A 20474-nucleotide genomic window follows, 5' to 3' on the forward strand; every position below is an offset into this window, starting at 1 on the left:
AGGGAGGGGCCAGGGGTGATGTACCGGTTTTTTTCCGGCAATAATTCTTTGGAGTAGGTATTTTCTACCTGCCCGGGCACAAAATTACTGTGCCAGATCAATTACTGCTTTGCTTTTTACCCGTATTTTTCCGGGTTTTAGAGCCTGGGAAGGCTGCTTGGGCAAAGGAGTTCCGATGCTTAAAGTCGGTGTATTACAGCAATTTTGTATTTTGCACTTTGGGAAAATTCCTGTTGCTTGCAGGTCGCAGACGATCCCCGGCCCGTAACTTCTTCCGGCTTTTTGGTACCGGGCGGGCCGGGGTCGCTGCGCATGGTCATGCCCGCACGTGCGGTTACGACGCTCTCCCCCGAGAGTTAGTGCAGCCCCTTAAAAAAGGGGCAATAATTTTACTGACAGGCTTCGCAATCCGGGTCGTCCAGGGAGCAGGCCTGAGGTACCGCAGCTGGAACCGGTGCCGCCTGTTCAGCAGGCTCTGCAGCGGCCATGCCGTTACTTCCGTGTGCGCTTACCGCATTTAAGGTGCCGCTGTTTACGGTGGATTTCTCTGTGGTCGTGGCAGCCAGGGCGCGCAGGTAGTAAGTGGTTTTCAGGCCGCGGAACCACGCCATGCGATAGGTCAGGTCCAGCTTCTTGCCATCGGCACCGGCAATATAAAGGTTCAGGGACTGGGCCTGGTCGATCCACTTTTGGCGACGGCTGGCGGCGTCCACAATCCAACGCGGTTCCACTTCAAACGCGGTGCGGTATTTCGCTTTCAGGTCTTCCGGTACGCGATCGATTTTCTGTACGGAACCCTCGTAGTATTTCAGGTCGTTAACCATGACCTGATCCCAAAGGCCGCGATCTTTCAGATCGTGTACCAGGTAGGGGTTCACTACGGTGAATTCGCCGGACAGATTCGATTTCACATACAGGTTTTGATAAGTCGGTTCGATCGACTGGGAAACCCCGGTGATATTGGCAATGGTCGCGGTAGGGGCGATCGCCATCACGTTGGAATTTCGCATACCCTGAGATTTTACTTTTTCGCGCAGGCCGTCCCAGTCCAGAGTGGAACTGGTGTCCTGTTCGATAAACTGCTGGCCGCGCTGCTCAGCCAGGATCTGGATAGAATCCAGTGGTAGAACACCCTTGCTCCACAAGGAGCCTTCGTAGGTCTGGTACTTGCCGCGCTCGGCAGCCAGATCGCTGGAAGCGGAGATGGCTTCGAAACTGATCGCTTCCATGGTGTTGTCGGCGAAGGCGACGGCTTCGTCGCTGGCGTAGGCGATGCCGGCTTTGTACAGCGCATCCTGGAAGCCCATCAGGCCCATGCCTACCGGGCGGTGACGCATGTTGGACTGTCGTGCACTTTCAACCGCGTAGTAGTTGATGTCGATAACGTTATCGAGCATACGTACCGCGGTTTTTACGGTATTGGCCAGCTTGGTACGGTCGAGTTCACCGTTCTCACCAATGTGTTGAGCCAGGTTGACGGAGCCCAGGTTACACACGGCGATTTCGTCGTCGGCCTTGGTGTTGAGAGTGATCTCGGTGCACAGGTTGGAGCTGTGTACCACACCGGCGTGCTGTTGCGGGCTGCGCAGGTTGCAGCTGTCTTTAAAGGTAATCCAGGGATGGCCGGTTTCGAACAGCATGCCCAGCATCTTGCGCCACAGGTCGAGTGCGCGGATTTTCTTGAACAGGCGCAGCTTGCCTTCGGCAGCCAGTTGTTCGTAGTGGTTGTAGCGCTCTTCGAATGCGGTGCCGAACAGGTCGTGCAGGTCCGGGCAATCCGCCGGGGAGAAGAGGGTCCATTCTTTGTCTTCGAACACGCGCTTCATAAACAGGTCGGGGACCCAGTTGGCGGTGTTCATATCGTGGGTGCGGCGGCGGTCGTCACCAGTGTTCTTGCGCAGCTCGAGGAATTCCTCGATATCCAGGTGCCAGGTTTCCAGGTAAGCACACACAGCGCCCTTGCGCTTGCCGCCCTGGTTGACTGCTACTGCGGTGTCATTGGCCACTTTCAGGAAGGGCACAACACCCTGGGACTTGCCGTTGGTGCCTTTGATATAGGAACCCAGGGAGCGCACTGGCGTCCAGTCATTGCCGAGACCGCCGGCCCACTTGGACAGCATGGCGTTATCGCGGATAGCACCGTAAATACCGTGCAGGTCGTCCGGTACCGTTGTCAGGTAGCAGGAGGACAGCTGCGGGCGCAGGGTGCCGGCGTTAAACAGGGTCGGGGTGGAGCTCATGTAGTCGAAGGAGCTCAACAGGTTGTAGAACTCTACCGCGCGCTCGTTCTTATTTTCTTCATTAATGCTGAGGCCCATGGCGACACGCATAAAGAAGATCTGCGGCAACTCAAAACGAATGTCATCGCTGTGCAGGAAGTAGCGGTCGTACAGGGTCTGCAGGCCCAGGTAGGTAAACTGGTGGTCGCGTTCGCCTTTTAAAGCTTCGCCGAGTTTTTCCAAGTCGAAGGTGGCCAGCGCCGGGTCCAGCAGGTCCAGTTCGATACCCTTTTCCACGTAGGTGGGCAGGGTGGAGGCGTAGAGCTTTTCCATCTCGTGCTGGGTGGCGCGCTCTGCAACACCAAGGAAGCGCAGGGCTTCTGAGCGCAGCTTGTCCAGCAGCAGGCTGGCAGTGGCAAAGGTGTAATTGGGCTCCTGCTCAACCAGGGTACGCGCAGTAATCACCAATGCGGTATTGATATCGTTTTCGGAAACACCGTCGTACAGGTTTTTCAGCGCTTCACTGAGGATGGCGTCGGCGTTTACATCCTTGAGGCCCTCACAGGCTTCACTGACAACAGTGCGCAGGCGCTCCATATCCAGGGGGACAAGGCTGCCATCGTCGAGTTTTACACGAATACTGGGGTGGGCATCGATAGCTTGCTCAGTTTGCTGAGCGGTTTTCACTTTCTCAGCGCGCAGACGGGCGTGCTCTTCGCGGTAAAGTACATAGTCGCGCGCAACCTTGTGCTCGCCGGCGCGCATCAGGGCCAGTTCTACCTGGTCCTGAATTTCCTCGATATGAATCGTGCCGCCAGAAGGCATGCGGCGTTTGAAGGTAGAGCTGATCTGGCCAACCAGTTCTTCAACTTGTTCGTGGACACGGCTGGACGCAGCGGCGGTGCCGCCTTCAACAGCGAGAAAGGCCTTGGTAACGGCGACGGAAATTTTACTGTCGTCGTAGGGGACAACGGTACCATTGCGCTTAATTACGCGGATTTGTCCCGGTGCAGTAGCGGCCAGAGTGGTGCCGCCAGTAGCCTGGTCGCTTGAGGTGCCCGACTTTTCCGCAGGCACGGTTTGAGAGCGCCCTGTCTCTGTGTGCATGTAAATCTCCGAAAGGTTGTTTTGTTGTCTGTCCGCGTGTGTTCACTAGAACAGCGGCCACTGGACTACGTGGCATGTGCGGAGCGGGTCCATCGCATTCAGTAATTTCTCCCACTCTGTGGGGGATACTGGAAACAGGCGGCTTGATGACCGGCGCACAGTTAAGGTCTGCCGGCTGCTGCCTGCGGCGGATAATTCCTTTCCGCCCGCTTACCTCTGATTCTGCTTTGAAAAAAGCAGCGTCTGACGCCCACCGCCAAAAAGTGTGGCAAGGCGCCGGAATTTGCCCCTTGAATTGGGGATGCCCTTAGCCCTCTACCCCAATATATAGGGGTACGGCCTCGAGTGCGCTACAAGATAATGCGGTAGGCGGGTCAGTTCAAGGCGAATAACTTTGTAGTTGTTTGTGGATAAATTGTGGGTAGGCTGGTTGAGTCAGTAGCCACTTCCGCGGCAGAGCCCGCCATAGCTGGGCTGCATGGGATTAGGCACTTCGGGAGTGGGTTAAATACAAGCTCTTACAATTTTTTTTAATAGCGAAGGCGTTCTAAATTAACAACGGCAATAACCATTTTTATATGACCGTAATTTGAGCAAATTGGTACTAAGATGATCAACTTTGTGGCGTGAATTTAATGTTGGCGCGGGCTTGTTTATTAGGTATGCATTGGTGAATATTTATCTAAATAATGAATTTAGTGTCACAAGTGTGAGCAGCTAGATGAATTATGCGTTACGTGACAGGGACCGAGATAAAGTGGCTGGGCATTTCCGGTCGATTGGTGGCAGTGGATGGTTGTTCAAGGTGGCCGGTATTGCGAAATGATGCGCAACCGGCCGGCGCAAAAAATACTCAGGCGCTGTACTCCTGAAGAAACTCCATCAATGCTTTCTGTGCATGTAAGCGATTCTCTGCTTCGTCCCAGACAACGGAGATGCTTTCATCTTCCAGCAGCTCGGCACTTACTTCCTCGCCGCGATGGGCAGGCAGGCAGTGCATAAAAACTGCGTTGCTTTTGGCGTAGCTCATCAGTTCATGGTTTACCTGGAAGTTGTCAAAAGCCTTGGTGCGTACCTGCTGTTCCGTTTCCTGTCCCATCGAGGCCCAGACATCAGTGCTAACCCAATCGGCTGTACGCACCGCCTCTACAGGGTTGTGCACAACTTTTACCCGGTCGCCAGCGGCGGCGACTATTTCGGCATCCGGTTCATAGCCTTGGGGGCAGGCGATCCGCAGCTCAAAGTCGCACAGGCGAGCGGCATTGATGTAGGAGTGGCACATGTTATTGCCATCGCCTACCCAGGCTACCACCTTGCCCGAGGGGCTGCCTCGATGCTCGACAAAAGTCTGGATATCGGCGAGAAGCTGGCAGGGGTGATAACTGTCAGACAGGGCATTAATGACTGGTACCCGTGAATGGGCGGCAAAGAGCTCCAGAGTCTTATGGCCAAATGTGCGGATCATCACCATATCTACCATGCGTGAAATCACCCGCGCACTGTCCTCAATGGGTTCTCCGCGTCCAAGTTGGGTATCCCGCGGTGACAGGAATAGGGCGCTGCCGCCCATTTGCGCCATACCGGCCTCGAAGGAGACCCGTGTTCGGGTGGAAGATTTTTCAAAAATCATTCCCAGTACCTTACCCCGGAAAAGGTCAGTGGTTATGCCCTGGCTGCGCAGTGTTTTTAGCTCGATTGCGCGCTCAATAATTTGTTTTAGTTCCTCTGAGGACAGATCCATTAGGGTGAGGAAATGTCTGGTTGCCATAAGCTGCTCTCCTTAATTGGTGCTTCAGACTGCTTGCAGCGCAAATTGTTGAATCAAGGTGCTGATATCACCTGCCAACTGCTGGCACTCGGCGTCGGTGAGGGTGAGAGGTGGTAATAGTCGGAGTACATTGCCTGCTGTCACGTTAATCAGGATTCCATATGCTCGGGCCTGCTCAACCAGTTCTGAGCAAGGATGTTCCAGCTCTATACCGATCATCAGGCCGAGACCGCGAATTTCCAACACTGCAGGGCAGTCTTGCAGTTGCAGTTGCAGAGACTGCATTAGCTGTGTGCCAAGCTTTTCGGCACGTTCAAGTAACCACTCACTTTCCAGTGCTTCCAATACTGCGAGGCTGGCGCGACAAGCTAAAGGGTTACCGCCAAAGGTGGAGCCGTGACTGCCGGCGGTAAACAGGCTTGCAGCTTTCCCTCGGGCCAGGCAAGCGCCGATAGGTACCCCGTTTCCCAGTCCTTTGGCTGTGGTCAGTACGTCCGGGACTATACCCGCGTGCTGGTAGGCAAACATCCTGCCGCTACGGCCGTTGCCAGTCTGTATTTCATCCAGCATTAGCAGCCAGTCATGTTGGTCACATAGCATGCGTAGTTTTGGCAGGTAATCTGCAGCGGGTACACGGATTCCGCCCTCGCCCTGAATCGGCTCCACCAGCACGGCGACGATATCGTCATACTGTTCGGCCAGGTGTGTAACTGCGTCAATATTATTAAACGGGACCCTTAAAAAACCCTCTGGCAGGGGGGCAAAACCCTGTTGGACTTTTTCATTGCCTGTTGCTGTGAGGGTCGCGAGGGTACGGCCGTGGAAAGCCCCCTCCATCACAATAATGCGCGGTGTTGATAGTCCGCGTTCGTTGCCAAGTTTACGCGCTAACTTGATTGCGGCCTCGTTGGCCTCCGCCCCGGAGTTGGAAAAGAATACGTTGTCCATGCCCGACATATATACCAGTCGATCGGCCAGCTGCTGCTGTGCCGGAATGTTATATAGGTTGGAGACGTGCAACAGGGTATTGGCCTGGTCCTGAATGGCCTCGGTTACCTTAGGATGGCAGTGTCCCAAGCCGCATACGGCGATGCCGGAAATAGCGTCCAGGTATCGTCGACCCTCGTTATCCCACACATAGTTGCCTTCCCCCCTGACCAGTGTCAGGGTTCTCTCGCCATAGTTGTCCATCAGTGTGGGGGTGCTCACTGCGGGTTCTCCTTAATTCCAGGTCATCGGCTTCAAAATCTTTGCCGCAGAAAATTTTGTATTGGTGTGTTCATTCCGCATCTATTACGGATTTGACAATACTACCACAAGCTTTGTGTCGCGTGTGCTATCCATTTGAGATAGCCAAGCGGGCGATATTTCAGGCAAGACATGGCGTTTTTTTGCTTCGAGCTGGGCTGTGGGTACTTATTCCTCCCTGCGCTGGGGTACAATACCGGCCCGTGCGCAATGGCTGGGTGCCGATGCGGAACACACGATCATTTTTTGCTTCTACCACCTGAGGTTTCTCAAGCTTATGGATACACTGGAGAACATCAAACAGCAGATTGCTGACAACGCCATCCTGCTTTACATGAAAGGTAGCCCTAACGCCCCCCAGTGCGGCTTTTCCATGCGTGCTTCCCAGGCGATGATGGCCTGCGGTAAGCGCTTTGCTTATGTGGATATCCTATCTAACCCGGATATTCGTGCCGAATTGCCGAAATATGCCAACTGGCCGACTTTCCCTCAGCTGTGGGTAAAAGGAGAGTTGATTGGTGGCTGTGACATCATTATGGAGATGTACGAGAACGGCGAGCTGAAAACCTTGATTGATGAGGCGTCAGCGGAGGGCGAAGGCGAAGGTTAACTTTCGCTTTTGTTCCAATGTTTCTGTCTGGCGAAAGCGACAGTGCATTGTGAGAAAAAAAACCGCAGCGGAAACTGCGGTTTTTTTATGCCTGTGAGAAGACTTTAATTACTTGCCTGAGTGGCCGGCTGCAGTTTCCATTTGAGTTTGCAGGTAGTTTTGAATGCCAACTTTGTCGATCAACTCCAGTTGGGTTTCCAACCAATCTACGTGCTCTTCCTCAGACTCAAGGATTTTTTCCAGTAGCTCGCGGCTGCCATAATCGCGTACTGATTCGCAGTAAGCGATAGCTTCACGTAAATCGGGAATGGCTTTGGATTCGATTTTTAAATCACACTTGAGCATTTCCTCGGTGTTTTCACCGATTAGTAATTTACCCAGGTGCTGTAGATTCGGAATACCCTCCAGGAAAAGAATACGCTCGATCAGCCAATCGGCGTGTTTCATTTCATCGATGGATTCGTGGTATTCCTGCTTGCCAAGCTCTTTTAACCCCCAGTTGTCGTACATGCGAGCATGCAGAAAGTACTGGTTGATTGCCACAAGCTCATTGCCGAGCACTTTGTTTAAATGTTCGATAACCTTGGGATCGCCCTTCATAGCTTTTGCTCCTGTGGCCCTGCGAGCTCAATATGGCCAGCAGAGAATTCCTAATTGTTAGTCGCTGATAAGTAGAAATAAAAAGTTACTAAATAGGTTTAGTCACTAAAGTCTGCGGCTGACCGTTTTCCCACATATTATTTTAGGGTGGCAACTGCAATCCGGGCCGAGTTTGCGTTGCGATTTGCGGCAAGTCAAGGAAAAATATTTGTTGCAGAATGCAGGAAAAACAAGGGTTTAAACATTAATTTAGCCGAAAATCGCAACGAAAATGATTCCTGTTTAGGTTGCATATGTGGGAGATACTTAGTTGCAGATATAAATAAAAGTTGATTAAGGCGATAGGCCAATTAGAAAAGAAATGCGATTTTCAGGAAAGTGTAATTCGATAAATAGTAAAATATGCAGCGTAATTTATAAGGGGGCAAACTAGGTAGAGGCGCTCGGACCTGGTATTAACTTTTGCCTTAATGTTAATTGATCCCGAATTAATCCGTATGCTAGAAGAAGGGCTTAAGGCGGCATGGCCAGTGCGCGGGCTTGGTGTAATAGAGCGCAGTAGAATATGGAATTCAAATATTCGAATGTCAGGGCTGCTTTCACAGGCAGGAGTGTAAAGTTGAGAGAAGTTCCTACCAACTTATCGTGAAGTGACATTATTCACTAGGATGAGATCACTGACCGGTGGGGGTGAGTAGGGCAATAAGTAAAATACGTATATATAGATTGATTAACTTTTTACTGCAGGGCTATATCAGTGTAATTGCTACTCTATAGGTACCCAGTAGCACTAACTGCCTGAGATTGTGCTTGTATCCTGCTACGAAGGTGCCAGAATTTTTCTCTTATACCGTAGAGCCCATACCGCTAATGCTGTCCCCAGTCGTTAATTTCAGGTTGTTATCGTTTTGATCATAGAGGGCGAAATCAACCGGTTTTAAGTACCTATAGAATTAATGGCAATACTAAGCAGTTTTCCTCTCCCACAGGAGATAATCTATGCGTCGAGCCTAAATGCAAAGCGTGCCGAGCACCTGTGATAAAAATGTGATGATTCGGTGATCAGTATTGGATATTTCCCCCTTAGCTTAAAGGAGGCTGTTTGGCCCTTTACTTATAAAAGCTCAGATTTTGGGGATAGCTATGAAAATAAAATCCATTCTCGGCACCTTGGCATTGGCCGCTATGGCGACGGGAGTTCAGGCACAAACCACTTCAGTAGTCGTTACGAATCTTACCCACGGCATCTATTTCACACCGCTGCTGGTTTCAGCCCATGTTGATGAGTTTCATCTGTTTGAAGTTGGCTCCGGTGCGAGCCCAGAACTGCAGATGATGGCCGAAGGCGGAGATATCAGCGGCCTTGCTGCCGCTGCCAGCGCAATGGGGGCAGTCAATATGGAAACAATGGGATTACTGGCTCCTGGCAGCAGCGTAGATATTGAGGCGTTTGACACCGGCAGTAATGGGTTTTTGTCTATCACCGCCATGTTGCTGCCAACTAATGATGGTTTTGTTGGGCTCGATGCCTGGGAAATTCCTACTGAACCCGGTAGCTATACCCTATATCTCAATGCCTATGATGCCGGCACCGAGGCTAACAATGAGTTAGTTGTTGAGGGCAGCGGTGCACCCTTTGTTGCGGGTATTCCAGCCAGCCCTGATGGTAATGGTGGTGTCGGAGGTACTGGTGTCACCTCAGAAGAAGTTAACCAACTGATTCATATTCACCGTGGCAACGTTGGTGATACCGACCCGGATGCTGGTAACAGCGATCTGGATGCGCGCATTCACCGCTGGCTTAACCCAGTAGCCAAGGTTGTTGTAACGGTTCAGTAAGTAAGCCAACGGGAGAAATCATTATGAATAAAACCAAGTTGGGCTCCTTACTGTTGCCTCTGGCCATCACGGCCTTGCTGGTCGGCTGTAGCAATGATAATAACAGCCGCTCCAACGCGACAGATAATCCTGCACCGGCCCCTGACCCCGTTACTATGGGGTTTGAGATAACAGTAACCAATTTAACCCACAATCAGCCGCTGTCGCCGGTGGCAATAGTGGCCCACGATAGTGCCTTGCATGGCTGGGTCGTTGGTGAGCCCTCCAGTGCTGGTCTCGAGTTGCTCGCTGAAGGTGGTGACAATAGCGAATTCAGGATGGAACTGGAGGATTCCGGCGGTTTCGCTTCAATGAGTGCGGAAGCACCGCTTGGTCCCGGTGCCAGTGAAAGCCTCAGCCTGGAATTTGCTGAACAAGAAGAGGTGCTGCTGACGATTGCCACCATGCTGGTCAATACCAATGATGCGTTTAGCGGTATTACTCGAATTGATGTGTCATCCCTGGCGGTGGGTGATTCTTTACAGCGCCTGGCTCCGATATATGATGCGGGTACTGAATTCAATAGCGAGCTGGTGGGTACTATCCCAGGCCCCGCCGATGGTGGTGAGGGTTTTAACGTAGAGCGGGAGGATGTGAATTTTGTTTCACGTCACCCTGGGGTTGTCAGTCGGGCAGATGGTTATGCTGAATCGACTTTGGATCAGTCTCATCGCTTTGATCAAACAGCCATGCTTCTGAGTATTACCCGAATAGAGTAACAATTACGCTGCTGGTGCGACAAATAGCCTGAGACCCGAGTACAACTCCTCCTCTGGGGGAGTTGCCAGGGGAAGAAGGCCAGAAATGGTGGGGCACGCATGAACAAGCGTATTCTGATAATCGAGGATGATCGCGACATACTCCAATTGTTGTGCATGCATCTGGAGAGCTTAGGTTATTCGGTAACCGCCTGTGATAACGGTGAGCAGGGGCTGATGAGAGCCTTAAACCAGAAATTCAATTTGTTGCTGTTGGACCTGACGTTGCCGGGCCTGGATGGGGTGGAGATTTGCCGTCGCCTGCGTGATGTCGGTAGCGCCCTTCCAATTCTGATGCTCACCGCACGTAACTCTGAACTGGATCGGGTATTAGGGTTAGAGATGGGGGCCGATGACTACCTATCTAAACCGTTCGGTATGCGTGAGATGCAGGCACGGGTAAAAGCCTTATTGCGTCGCTCTGAATTCAATGCCCAAGTAAGTAGCAGAAACAACCAAATGATCACCTGTGGTCGCTTGCATATCGACTGTAGCAGGCGGCTCGTAAAGCTGGACTTACAGCCACTGGAATTAACTGCGCGGGAATTTGACCTTCTCTATTATCTCGCAAGTCACCCTGGTCGAGTGTTTCGGCGAACGCAAATTCTGGATGCAGTTTGGGGCTATCAACACAGTGGTTATGAGCATACCGTGAATTCCCATATCAATCGCCTGCGCAACAAGTTAGAGCAAAATCCTTCACAACCGGAATATGTACTGACAGTCTGGGGAGTGGGCTACAAATTCAATGATGCCATTATTGCGTGATGCTTTTTATCGCCGCCTGATCCTGTTGCTGCTTTGTAGTTTCATAGTTGTGGGGGTGTTTTTCTTGTTGCTTATGGGCTGTGTAGTTGCAGCCTACCAGAGTGAAGTAGCGCAAAACCTACACCGGGATTTAGCTCGACATCTGGCAGAGCAAAATGCACTTTTTGTCGATGGTCAGCCAGATAAAGAAGGTCTTTATCACCTATTTCACGACCTCATGGTATTGGGGCCAAACTTTGAATTCTACCTGTTGAGCCCTGAAGGCGAAGTCCTTGCTTATTCCGCCGAGCCGGCAAAGATAAAGCGTCAATTTATTGACCTTGACCCTATTCGGGTATTTCTAGATAGATCGACGGGTATTCAGCGAACAATTTACGGCCCAGACCCTCGTGATAGTGAGCGCCTAAAAGTATTTTCCGCAGCTCCAGTAGAGCGGGATGGCCAACTGCTAGGTTACATGTATGTCATTATTGGCAGTGAGCTATTTGACGATGTGGTTCAGGGGGTTTGGCAAAATCATCTGCTGCGCTGGGTGGCAGCGGTTTTTTTAGGATGCCTGATACTCAGCTTGATTGCCTCCCTATGGGTGTTTGCACTGCTTACCCGTCCTCTGCGAAAGCTCACTAGAGATATGCAGCATTTTCGCGCTGCCGGCCTGCAAGGGGATTTGCCATCAACCCCCTGGAATACTGAAGAGAATGACTTGGTTCAACGCCTTGGAAGTGCTTTCAATGAATTGTCTACATCGTTAAAGCAGCAGTATCAGAGTATAAAGACCATCGATGAAATGCGTCGTGAATTACTGACCCATATTTCTCATGACCTGCGTACACCGCTCTCATCGTTACAAGGGTACCTGGAAACCTGGCTGATCCGGCGCGAAGAGCTAAACCCGGATGACAGCCGGCATTATGTGGAAACGGCTTATCGCAGTAGTAAGAAAGTGAATCGGCTAGTGGAGCAACTGTTTGAATTGGCATGCCTGGAAAGTGCTGATGTGCCGATGAAGATAGAGCGGGTTGTACTGGCTGAATTAATTCAGGACGTACTGCAAAAATTTACTATAAAAGCGCTCGAGCAGGGTGTGCACGCAGCGGTAATACCACAGGATTCAAGTATCGTCGTCTATGGTGATATTGAAAAGCTGGAACGGGTTTTCTCCAACCTGGTAGAAAATGCCCTGCGTCACTGTGGCTCGGGTGATGAGATTATCGTGCAGCTGCGGCCACACGGTGACCAGGTCTCAGTGAGTGTGAAGGATAGTGGCATGGGGATTCCCGTTGATGACCTGCCTAATATCTTCGACGCACACTATCGGGCTGCTAATAGCAAGAAAAGCAGCCGTGGGCTGGGAGGACTTGGGCTTGCAATCACCAAAAGACTGTTGGCTTTGCATCGAGCCGATATTTACGTGCGTAGCAGGGAAAACTTTGGCACCGCTTTTGAATTTCAGCTGCACCGCCGTTGGGGCGCGCCATGCGGTCATATGGAAGAGTCGGACCGAGCCAAAGAGTATTGAGCGCAGATTGAGAGAGAAGAAGTGGAGTGGCGATCGCCAAGGGGGCGATCGCAGGTCGAAAGAAGAAATCAGTTGGCGGAGTAAAACAATCCGTTGTTGGCAGAGTTAATCATTCCTCCGCTCATGGTCTCGTCGATGATCTCTTTGGTCTGTTCTGCACAGCGGCCACACTGAGAGGAGACACCCAGTTGGCGCCTCAACGCCTTAACAGAAGTGGAGCCATCATAGACTGCCTCTTTGATTTGGCGGTCGGTTATACCTTTACAGATACATACATACATCGTTGTGGGCTCTGGTCGATTTCTGTTCAATATTAGACTTATGTAAATTCTATTGCAATTGAGAATGAGTGTCAATAAGATTTCAGAAAGAGTGTAATTTAGTCACTTTGATCTTTTTTTACTCCTGCTGATGGGTATTCCTTCCCTTTTGTGGTTCAGTTCACGCATAGCCATTCTGCTATCAGGCTGATTTAAAAAATTTATGGGCCTGTAATAGGTGGGTGTGTATCATAGCGCTCCACTATTAATCCCTATTCGATTTATAGCTGTTGCGTATAAATTGAACACTTCACTCTTTATCAACAACCCATCATTGGATTGAGGAGGTTTTCATGGCAGTTTTGGTAGGTAAGCCGGCTCCGGATTTCACCGCTGCAGCGGTATTGGGTAACGGCGAGATCGTCGATACTTTTAACCTGAAAGAAGCAATTGAAGGTAAGAAAGCAGTAGTTTTCTTCTACCCGCTGGACTTCACCTTCGTATGTCCTTCCGAGTTGATCGCTTTCGACCACCGTTTTGCTGAGTTCGAGAAGCGCGGCGTTGAAGTAATTGGTGTTTCCATCGACTCCCAGTTCTCTCATAACGCATGGCGTAACACCTCGGTAAATGACGGTGGTATTGGCCCGGTTAAGTACACCCTGGTTGCTGATGTTAAGCACGAAATCTGCCAGGCGTACGACGTAGAAGCAGATGCTGGCGTTGCTTTCCGTGGTTCTTTCCTGATTGACGAGGAAGGTATGGTTCGTCACCAGGTAGTCAATGACCTGCCGCTGGGCCGTAATGTTGACGAGATGCTGCGCATGGTTGACGCTCTGGCGTTCCACCAGGAGCACGGCGAAGTTTGCCCCGCTGGTTGGCAGGAAGGTGACAAGGGTATGAACGCTTCTCCGGAAGGTGTAGCGGCTTACCTGAGCGAGAACGCCGAAAAGCTTTAAGCTTAGGGCCCTCGCTGTGGGGGTATCCCCACAACGAAAAAACCGCCGAGAGGCGGTTTTTTCGTTTATATAAGTGCCATTGTATTGCTTTATGGAACTGGCATAGGTGTCCGCGCGGAGTCTGAGATTAGCGACTAGAATTTTGCAGTCAGTCCTGCGTGGCGCCTAAATAGAGTTTTTGCCCGCTGGCTGCTAGTCTTATCTGCAAGTACCGGATTGCTTTGGCGGCTCGATTTGCGTATGAGACCTGCAATTCTTTCAAATATCGTCTACCACCTACGTGCCGGGAAGGCGCGTATTTTTCTCTCGGCACTACTTCTGTGCGGGCTGTCCCTGCCTGCGCGGGCAGTGGATATTGACGCCAGGGCCAAGGCATTTGACCGCTACTTTCGCCAGATGATGGCGGGTAAGTCAATTCCTGGGGGCGCTTACGTTATTGTCGATGGAAACCGCGTGGTCGCCATGGATACCTATGGCGTGCGGATCAGGGGTAAGGCCGGCAAAGTGGATAACGACACTGTGTTCCGCCTGGCTTCTGTCTCAAAAACCTTTGCGGCGAGCATGGCCACCATTTTGGAGCACGAAAAACGCTTCAATTGGAGTGACAAGGTAGTCAACTATGTGCCGGATCTGAGCTTCAAAACGTCAACCCTATCGCGGCAATTACAGGTAGAGCATTTGCTCAGCCACTCTTCCGGCCTGACTCCCAATGCGTACGACAATTATCTTGAGGACAACAAGCCGCTCAGTAAGATATTGCCGAAATTTGCCAATATTGATCCGCGCTGTACCCCGGGAAAATGTTACGGCTACCAGAATGTGCTATTCAGCCTGATTGAAGATGTGATTTTCGAAGCAACGGGTGTGTCTTTTGCCAGCCAGCTTAAACAGCGCATCTTTGTACCGCTGAAAATGCAGAATGCCTCGGTGGGCTGGGAGAGCTTTATGGCCTCCGATAACCGCGCTGCGCCCCATGTACAAACCGGCAGCGGCTGGCGCCCGGTTAAGGTAGAGAAAGAGTATTACTTTGCCGCTCCGGCAGCTGGCGTTAACGCCAGCATCTCCGATATGGCCCAATGGCTGAAGGCCCAAATGGGATATTACCCAAAAGTGCTGTCCCCGGAGATGATTGAGGATATGACCACCGAGCGGGTCGCTACTCAGCGCCATATGCGCCACCGTATCTGGCGGGACTACCTGTCTCATGCCGGCTACGGCCTGGGCTGGCGTCTGTATACCATCGGTGATGACCGTATTATTTATCACGGGGGTTGGGTAGCCGGTTTCCGCGCTGCGGTGGCCTATTCAGAGAAGTTGAAGATTGGTATCGCTATCCTGATGAATGCGGAGTCTCGTGTAATCTCCGATCTCACCGCCAATTTCGTGATCGATATTACCGGCAAAGGCAACTCTGCCACAGTAAAAACCAGCGGAGATCGTTAATCTCCGCTGGAGGGCCTCTTATCTCTCCCCTTGAAACCTGCCAGAAGGGCCTCATATCTGCTCCCTGTTCCGATTGACGTGTATGGGGAGACTTACTAGATGACCGTTGAGGCCCAAAAAGAGAGCCATGGATTCCAGACGGAAGCCAAGCAGCTACTGCACCTGATGATCCACTCGCTCTACTCCAACAAGGAGATTTTCCTGCGCGAGCTGGTATCCAATGCTTCTGACGCCGCTGACAAGTTGCGTTTTGAATCGCTGTCCAAGCCCGATTTACTGGGCGAAGATGCAGACCTGCGCATTCGCATTGAGTTTGACAAGGAAGAGGGCACGCTCACCATTACCGATAACGGTATTGGTATGAGCCGCGATGAAGTAATCGAAAACCTCGGCACCATCGCCCGCTCTGGCACCTCTGCATTTATGCAGCAGCTGACCGGAGACCAGAAAAAAGATGCGCACCTGATCGGCCAGTTCGGTGTGGGCTTCTATTCAGCATTTATCGTCGCTGACAAAGTCGACGTATTCACCCGTCGCGCCGGCTTGAATGCTGACCAGGGCGTGCATTGGGAGTGTCACGGTGAAGCGGAATACTCCGTGGAGACCGTTGAATGGCCCCAGCGTGGCACCCGAGTGGTTCTGCACCTGAAAGAGGAAGCGAAGGAGTTTGCCGATAACTGGCGCCTGCGCTCCATCATTAAAAAGTACTCCGATCACATCGCCATTCCGGTGGAAATGCTGAAAGAGGAAATGCCGGCTGCGGAGGAAGGTGAAGAGCCGAAAGAAGAGAAAGCGCCAGAGTTTGAAGCGGTAAACGCTGCCCAGGCCCTGTGGACCCGCCCGCGCTCCGAAGTGAAGTCCGAGGAGTACAAGGAGTTCTACAAGCATATCTCTCACGACTTTGATGACCCTTTAACCTGGAGCCACAACCGCGTAGAGGGCAAACTGGATTACACCAGCTTGCTTTACATTCCTGCGCGCGCACCGTTCGATCTGTACCAGCGCGATGCCGCTCGTGGCCTCAAGCTGTATGTACAGCGCACCTTTATCATGGACGATGCCGAGCAGTTCCTGCCGCTGTACCTGCGCTTTGTGAAAGGTGTTCTGGATTCCAACGACCTGCCGTTGAATGTATCCCGTGAAATCCTGCAGAAAGATCGCAATACCGATGCGATCAAGAGCGCGCTAACCAAGCGTGTACTGGATATGCTGGACAAGCTGGCGAAGAAGGATGGCGATGAGTATCAGAAATTCTGGGAGCTGTTCGGCAATGTACTGAAAGAAGGCCCAGCTGAAGATTTCTCCAACAAAGAGAAAATCGCCAAGCTGTTGCGCTTCGCCAGCACCCACACCGATACCGAGAAGCAGGATCAATCCCTGGAAGAATATGTAGGTCGCATGAAGGATGGCCAGAAGGCGATCTACTATGTGTGTGCCGACAATTTCGCTACAGCCAAATCCAGCCCCTACCTGGAAGTATTCCGCAAGAAGGGTATCGAGGTACTGCTGCTCACTGACCAGGTGGATGAGTGGTTCGTGGGCCATATGAACGAATTCGACGGCAAGCAGTTCCAAGATGTCGCCAAAGGTGCGCTGGATCTGGGTGAAGCTGAGAGCGATGAAGACAAGGCCGAACGCGAAAAAGTCGAGAAAGAGTCCGGTGCTCTGGTTGAGCGGGTACAGGACGTTCTGGAAGGCCGCGTTGAGTCCGTACGCGCTACTACACGTCTGGTGGATTCTCCGGCGTGCCTGGTAGTGAGCGATCAGGATATGGGCCCGCAGATGCGTCGTATCCTGGAACAAGCCGGCCAGGCCCTGCCAGATGCCAAGCCGATCTTTGAAATCAATCCGTCCCACCCGCTGGTGCAGCGTCTGGATCAGGAAGCGGATGAAGATCGCTTTGCGGATCTCACCAATATCCTGATGGACCAGGCTAACCTGGCGGCAGGTAACCAGTTGGCGGATCCGGCAGATTATGTGCGCCGCCTGAATACGCTTCTGCTGGAAATGCACGGCTAAGTAACCATGGCTTACGGGCTCGCCCTGTAAGTCCCGCGCGCTAAAATCTGCAACGCGCCAGCGCGCTTTTGATGTACGGCCCCTGCGTAACCAACCCACCAGTTTATTGGATGGGTGGTTAAGCAGAGGGCCGTTTTCTGTTTTTTCCGTGTTGTTTTGCAAATTTACGAACAAATTCCCGTAAATTGAACCCTTTGGGCTTGGAGGGTCATACCTCTATAATCCCAGGCCACGAGAGAAGCTTTATCGGTATCACTATGCAAAAGGAAACTTCCAACCCCCTCTCCATAGCCGTATTGGGCGGCGGCAGTTTCGGGACCGCAATTGCCAATATCGTAGCGGGGAATGGTCACGACACCCGCCAGTGGATGCGGGATTCGGAGAGCGCGGAAGCTTGCCGGGAAACTCGGGAGAACAGTAAGTACCTACCTGGTGTAGCTTTACACCCGGAGCTTTGTATTAGCAGCGACTTGCACGAAGCTGTGCAAGGCTGTGACATTGTGTTTGTAGCAATTCCCAGTAAATCTTTCCGCGAGGTGGTACGCCGCGTAGCGCCGCTACTGAAGCCGGGCACCATGCTGATCTCCACTACCAAGGGTATTGAGCACGATCACTTCCAATTAATGAGTGATATCCTGCGCGAGGAAACGACTGGCATGCGTGTAGGTGTGCTGAGCGGGCCTAATTTCGCAAAGGAAATTGTCGCGGGCCACTACACAGCTACAGTAGTTGCCAGTGAAGATGAGGCCCTGTGCAAAGATATCCAATCAGCCCTGCATTCGGAAACCTTTCGGGTTTATTCCAGTAATGATGTGTTCGGAGTAGAGCTGGCCGGTGCCCTGAAAAATATTTACGCGATAGTAACCGGCATGGCCGCAGCACTGGACCGCGGGCAAAACACCATTAGCCTTTTAATAACCCGCTCCCTTGCCGAAATGATGCGCTTTGCCGAGGCGATGGGCGCAGATCCCATGACATTTATCGGTCTAGCCGGTGTTGGCGACTTAATTTTGACTTGCTCTTCCGATCTCAGTCGCAATTATCGCGTGGGTTATTTGGTAGGTAAGGGCAAACCCCTGGATCGTGCTGTCGCAGAAATCGGTCAGGTGGCCGAGGGCGTAAACACTGTTCGCCTGATAAAAAAGAAAGCTGATGAAATGGGCGTCTACATGCCCTTGGTTTCCGCGATTCACGCCATATTATTTGAAGAGCGACCGATCCCAGAGGTAATTCGTAATTTAATGTCGGGCGCACAAACGTTTGATGTGGCCTACTCGGCCAAGCCTTGATGGAAGCCTCTTATGAAAAATGATGAATTGAAGCGCAACCTGACCTCCGGTAATCAATGGGTGCGACTGATCTATATGGTGCTGTTTGGCATCTGTTTGCAGATTGCCGGCTGGGTACTGTTGGCTGTGGTGGTGCTGCAGTTCCTGTTTTCGATTATCGGCGGTAAGTCTAACGATAACTTGCGTCGTTTTGGCGATCAGCTCGCCTCGTATATCTACCAGGCTGTACAGTTTTTGATTTACAACTCAGACGAGAAGCCCTTCCCCTTTGCGGAGTGGCCGGAATCCGATGTAGAAGATCTCTCCGGTTATGAAGGAGCTGAAGAAGTCTCTGCGGAGGTGGTCGCTACAGAGGAAAAAGCTGAACCGGTCAAGAAAGCGGAATCAAAAAAAGAGGAAGAGGCTGAGGATGCCATTATTCTCGGTAGTGATGAACCTGCCGATGATAAAAAGCCTGAGCTGGTAGAAGAGGGTGCTGATGAGCCGCCGGCCTCTTTTGCTGAAAAGAAAGGCGAATCTGACGAGCACGGCGAGAAAAACTAGCTACCTGCTCAGCTCTAATTGAGGCTATGTCAATGCAATTGTTTATCCTGCGCCATGGCAAGGCCGAGCCGATGCTTGGCAATGATGCCGCTCGCTCCCTGACGGAACGTGGGCGCAAGCAAGTGGCGCAGGTATGCAAAAAACGCTCAAAAGAGTTATCGGCTGTGCACGCTATTTGGGCCAGTCCTTTTGTTCGAACCCAGCAAACAGCTGATATTGTCTCCGCTCATTTGGGCCTGCCCGTTGTTACCGAGCCACTACTAATCGGGGATAGCAATCCCCAACAGTTGCTTGACCTTTTGCAGGAGCAGGATAACTTCCCCATTCTATTGGTTAGCCACCAGCCGTTGGTTGGCAGTCTGCTCAATGGCCTTTGCGGTAGCGGTAATGAGCATCCCATGGGTACTTCAAGCCTTGCCTGTGTGAGTGCTGAAGTTTGGGCCAATGGCTGTGCTGAGCTTGATTGGCTGCAACACGCAGAGTAGGCGCCATTTAATCTTCCTCCCATGCTTGCACCTAAATCACTAGCTCGCTGGTGCCAAGTGTCATTGCAGTTATGACAGAGCAGTAGCACCATCTTGCCTTATCAAAACCAGTTACCCAGTGGAATTACCGCTTATGAAGCAAAGCGTCGCCAGCGAAATCACCCTCGAGTTTGAGAGTAAAACTATTGCTGCACGGCAGTGGGGTGACCCCTCTGGTGAACCAGTTTTGGCCTTGCATGGCTGGCTGGATAACTGTGCCAGTTTTAATCGACTTGCCCCCCTGCTTGAAGGAATTAACCTGGTTGCCATGGACATGGCTGGGCATGGCCGCAGCTACCATCGTTCTCCTCATGCCAATTACAACATCTGGGAGGAGGCTGAGGATATTATCGGTGCCTCGGAGGCTCTAGGTTGGCGAAACTATTCCCTGCTCGCTCACTCACGAGGAGCCATTGCGAGCGTGATTACCGCCGGGGCTTTTCCCAACAGGGTAAAGCGCCTCGCATTGATTGATGGCTTGGTGCCCCCAGCCACAAAGGATGAAGAATCGCCGGATATCCTTGCCAGGGCCATCGCCCAGCGCGCTCGTTACAGGCACCGCAAGGCAAAAGTATACCCGACCTTTGAGGGAGCCGTGGAAGCTCGTATGAATGGCCTCTTCCCACTTTCTGAATGGGCTGCACGGGTTTTGGCTGAGCGTGGAACTCGCCCCTTGGATGGTGGTTTTACCTGGAGTAATGATCCCCAGCTGATGGCGGCTTCCACCGCGAAGCTCAATGAAGTGCAGATTCGGGCCTTTCTTTCACGGCTCAGTATGCCGGTACGCCTGGTTCTGGCGGAGGGGGGGATTACAAATATGATTAAGAAGCTGCGCCCAATTCTGGCTGATTATGAAAATATTGAAGTGCGGGAGCTGCCTGGCAGTCACCACTTGCATATGGAGGACGGAGCCGAGGGCATTGCGGAGTGGTTTGGGCCTTTCTTGCGCGGCGAGGCCGACTAAT

General features: G+C 51.9%; 17 protein-coding genes. 12 read left to right on the forward strand and 5 right to left on the reverse strand.

Going from position 1 to position 20474, the window contains the following annotated elements; all coding sequences use genetic code 11:
* Window positions 1–389: 389 nt before the first annotated feature.
* From G367_RS0108605 to G367_RS0108615, 3 genes are all read right to left on the reverse strand, one after another.
* Window positions 390–3326 carry a ribonucleoside-diphosphate reductase subunit alpha gene (locus G367_RS0108605; RefSeq protein ID WP_020412716.1) on the reverse strand — a complete coding sequence of 979 codons (2937 nt, stop codon included), beginning with the start codon at window positions 3324–3326 and terminating at the stop codon, window positions 390–392.
* 853 nt (window positions 3327–4179) lie between these two features.
* Window positions 4180–5094 carry an ornithine carbamoyltransferase gene (gene argF, locus G367_RS0108610; protein ID WP_020412717.1) on the reverse strand — a complete coding sequence of 305 codons (915 nt, stop codon included), beginning with the start codon at window positions 5092–5094 and terminating at the stop codon, window positions 4180–4182.
* 24 nt (window positions 5095–5118) lie between these two features.
* Window positions 5119–6303 (reverse strand): aspartate aminotransferase family protein, encoded by a 1185-nt coding sequence (locus tag G367_RS0108615; RefSeq protein WP_020412718.1) that lies wholly within the window; start codon window positions 6301–6303, stop codon window positions 5119–5121.
* Window positions 6304–6619: 316 nt separating this feature from the next.
* Here G367_RS0108615 and grxD point away from each other — a divergent pair, with 316 nt between their 5' ends.
* Complete coding sequence (gene grxD / locus G367_RS0108620; RefSeq protein WP_026305012.1) at window positions 6620–6952, forward strand: Grx4 family monothiol glutaredoxin; 333 nt, start codon at window positions 6620–6622, stop codon at window positions 6950–6952.
* A 108-nt stretch (window positions 6953–7060) separates the two neighbouring features.
* Here grxD and bfr read toward each other — a convergent pair whose 3' ends face one another.
* The gene (gene bfr, locus G367_RS0108625) at window positions 7061–7552 is read right to left on the reverse strand and encodes a bacterioferritin (protein ID WP_020412720.1); all 492 of its coding nucleotides are present in this window, start codon (window positions 7550–7552) and stop codon (window positions 7061–7063) included.
* 1143 nt (window positions 7553–8695) lie between these two features.
* Here bfr and G367_RS0108630 point away from each other — a divergent pair.
* From G367_RS0108630 to G367_RS23395, 4 genes are all read left to right on the forward strand, one after another.
* Window positions 8696–9391: a spondin domain-containing protein gene (locus G367_RS0108630; protein WP_020412721.1), complete on the forward strand. Its 696-nt coding sequence runs from the start codon at window positions 8696–8698 to the stop codon at window positions 9389–9391.
* Between the two features lie 23 nt (window positions 9392–9414).
* Window positions 9415–10149, forward strand: a complete 735-nt coding sequence (locus tag G367_RS0108635; RefSeq protein ID WP_020412722.1) for a spondin domain-containing protein — start codon at window positions 9415–9417, stop codon at window positions 10147–10149.
* Between the two features lie 99 nt (window positions 10150–10248).
* Window positions 10249–10956, forward strand: a complete 708-nt coding sequence (locus tag G367_RS0108640; protein WP_020412723.1) for a response regulator transcription factor — start codon at window positions 10249–10251, stop codon at window positions 10954–10956.
* Window positions 10937–12475 carry a sensor histidine kinase gene (locus G367_RS23395; protein WP_020412724.1) on the forward strand — a complete coding sequence of 513 codons (1539 nt, stop codon included), beginning with the start codon at window positions 10937–10939 and terminating at the stop codon, window positions 12473–12475. Before G367_RS0108640 ends, G367_RS23395 begins: the two co-directional genes overlap by 20 nt.
* 68 nt (window positions 12476–12543) lie before the next feature.
* Here G367_RS23395 and G367_RS0108650 read toward each other — a convergent pair whose 3' ends face one another.
* Complete coding sequence (locus G367_RS0108650) at window positions 12544–12786, reverse strand: bacterioferritin-associated ferredoxin (RefSeq protein ID WP_342664458.1); 243 nt, start codon at window positions 12784–12786, stop codon at window positions 12544–12546.
* Between the two features lie 302 nt (window positions 12787–13088).
* Between G367_RS0108650 and G367_RS0108655 the strand changes: the two genes are divergently transcribed.
* The 7 genes from G367_RS0108655 (at window position 13089) to G367_RS0108685 (ending at window position 20473) form a co-directional block, all read left to right on the forward strand.
* Entirely contained in the window at window positions 13089–13691 is a 603-nt protein-coding gene (locus G367_RS0108655) for a peroxiredoxin (protein WP_020412726.1), read from the forward strand.
* 240 nt (window positions 13692–13931) lie between these two features.
* The gene (locus G367_RS23400; protein ID WP_020412727.1) at window positions 13932–15134 is read left to right on the forward strand and encodes a serine hydrolase domain-containing protein; all 1203 of its coding nucleotides are present in this window, start codon (window positions 13932–13934) and stop codon (window positions 15132–15134) included.
* Between the two features lie 99 nt (window positions 15135–15233).
* Window positions 15234–17153 carry a molecular chaperone HtpG gene (htpG, locus tag G367_RS0108665; RefSeq protein ID WP_020412728.1) on the forward strand — a complete coding sequence of 640 codons (1920 nt, stop codon included), beginning with the start codon at window positions 15234–15236 and terminating at the stop codon, window positions 17151–17153.
* A gap of 257 nt (window positions 17154–17410) precedes the next feature.
* Window positions 17411–18442 (forward strand): NAD(P)H-dependent glycerol-3-phosphate dehydrogenase, encoded by a 1032-nt coding sequence (locus tag G367_RS0108670; protein WP_026305013.1) that lies wholly within the window; start codon window positions 17411–17413, stop codon window positions 18440–18442.
* A gap of 12 nt (window positions 18443–18454) precedes the next feature.
* Window positions 18455–18985 carry a DUF4389 domain-containing protein gene (locus tag G367_RS25595; RefSeq protein WP_020412730.1) on the forward strand — a complete coding sequence of 177 codons (531 nt, stop codon included), beginning with the start codon at window positions 18455–18457 and terminating at the stop codon, window positions 18983–18985.
* A gap of 32 nt (window positions 18986–19017) precedes the next feature.
* A complete protein-coding gene (gene sixA, locus G367_RS0108680) occupies window positions 19018–19470 on the forward strand; it encodes a phosphohistidine phosphatase SixA (RefSeq protein ID WP_020412731.1) in 453 nt (150 codons plus the stop codon).
* A gap of 133 nt (window positions 19471–19603) precedes the next feature.
* Window positions 19604–20473 (forward strand): alpha/beta fold hydrolase, encoded by an 870-nt coding sequence (locus G367_RS0108685; protein WP_020412732.1) that lies wholly within the window; start codon window positions 19604–19606, stop codon window positions 20471–20473.
* Window position 20474: the final 1 nt, after the last annotated feature.

The sequence above is a fragment of the Microbulbifer variabilis ATCC 700307 genome (genome assembly GCF_000380565.1).
GTDB classification, from domain to species: domain Bacteria; phylum Pseudomonadota; class Gammaproteobacteria; order Pseudomonadales; family Cellvibrionaceae; genus Microbulbifer; species Microbulbifer variabilis.

What these genes read in the sequence shown, in the direction of transcription:
- G367_RS0108640 (WP_020412723.1), top strand. Translation starts at nt 10,249, where the DNA reads ATGAACAAGCGTATTCTGATAATCGAGGATGATCGCGACATACTCCAA.
- argF (WP_020412717.1), bottom strand. Translation starts at nt 5,094, where the DNA reads ATGGCAACCAGACATTTCCTCACCCTAATGGATCTGTCCTCAGAGGAA.
- sixA (WP_020412731.1), top strand. Translation starts at nt 19,018, where the DNA reads ATGCAATTGTTTATCCTGCGCCATGGCAAGGCCGAGCCGATGCTTGGC.
- bfr (WP_020412720.1), bottom strand. Translation starts at nt 7,552, where the DNA reads ATGAAGGGCGATCCCAAGGTTATCGAACATTTAAACAAAGTGCTCGGC.
- G367_RS0108605 (WP_020412716.1), bottom strand. Translation starts at nt 3,326, where the DNA reads ATGCACACAGAGACAGGGCGCTCTCAAACCGTGCCTGCGGAAAAGTCG.
- G367_RS0108635 (WP_020412722.1), top strand. Translation starts at nt 9,415, where the DNA reads ATGAATAAAACCAAGTTGGGCTCCTTACTGTTGCCTCTGGCCATCACG.
- grxD (WP_026305012.1), top strand. Translation starts at nt 6,620, where the DNA reads ATGGATACACTGGAGAACATCAAACAGCAGATTGCTGACAACGCCATC.
- G367_RS0108655 (WP_020412726.1), top strand. Translation starts at nt 13,089, where the DNA reads ATGGCAGTTTTGGTAGGTAAGCCGGCTCCGGATTTCACCGCTGCAGCG.
- G367_RS0108685 (WP_020412732.1), top strand. Translation starts at nt 19,604, where the DNA reads ATGAAGCAAAGCGTCGCCAGCGAAATCACCCTCGAGTTTGAGAGTAAA.
- G367_RS0108630 (WP_020412721.1), top strand. Translation starts at nt 8,696, where the DNA reads ATGAAAATAAAATCCATTCTCGGCACCTTGGCATTGGCCGCTATGGCG.
- G367_RS23395 (WP_020412724.1), top strand. Translation starts at nt 10,937, where the DNA reads ATGATGCCATTATTGCGTGATGCTTTTTATCGCCGCCTGATCCTGTTG.
- htpG (WP_020412728.1), top strand. Translation starts at nt 15,234, where the DNA reads ATGACCGTTGAGGCCCAAAAAGAGAGCCATGGATTCCAGACGGAAGCC.
- G367_RS23400 (WP_020412727.1), top strand. Translation starts at nt 13,932, where the DNA reads ATGAGACCTGCAATTCTTTCAAATATCGTCTACCACCTACGTGCCGGG.
- G367_RS25595 (WP_020412730.1), top strand. Translation starts at nt 18,455, where the DNA reads ATGAAAAATGATGAATTGAAGCGCAACCTGACCTCCGGTAATCAATGG.
- G367_RS0108670 (WP_026305013.1), top strand. Translation starts at nt 17,411, where the DNA reads ATGCAAAAGGAAACTTCCAACCCCCTCTCCATAGCCGTATTGGGCGGC.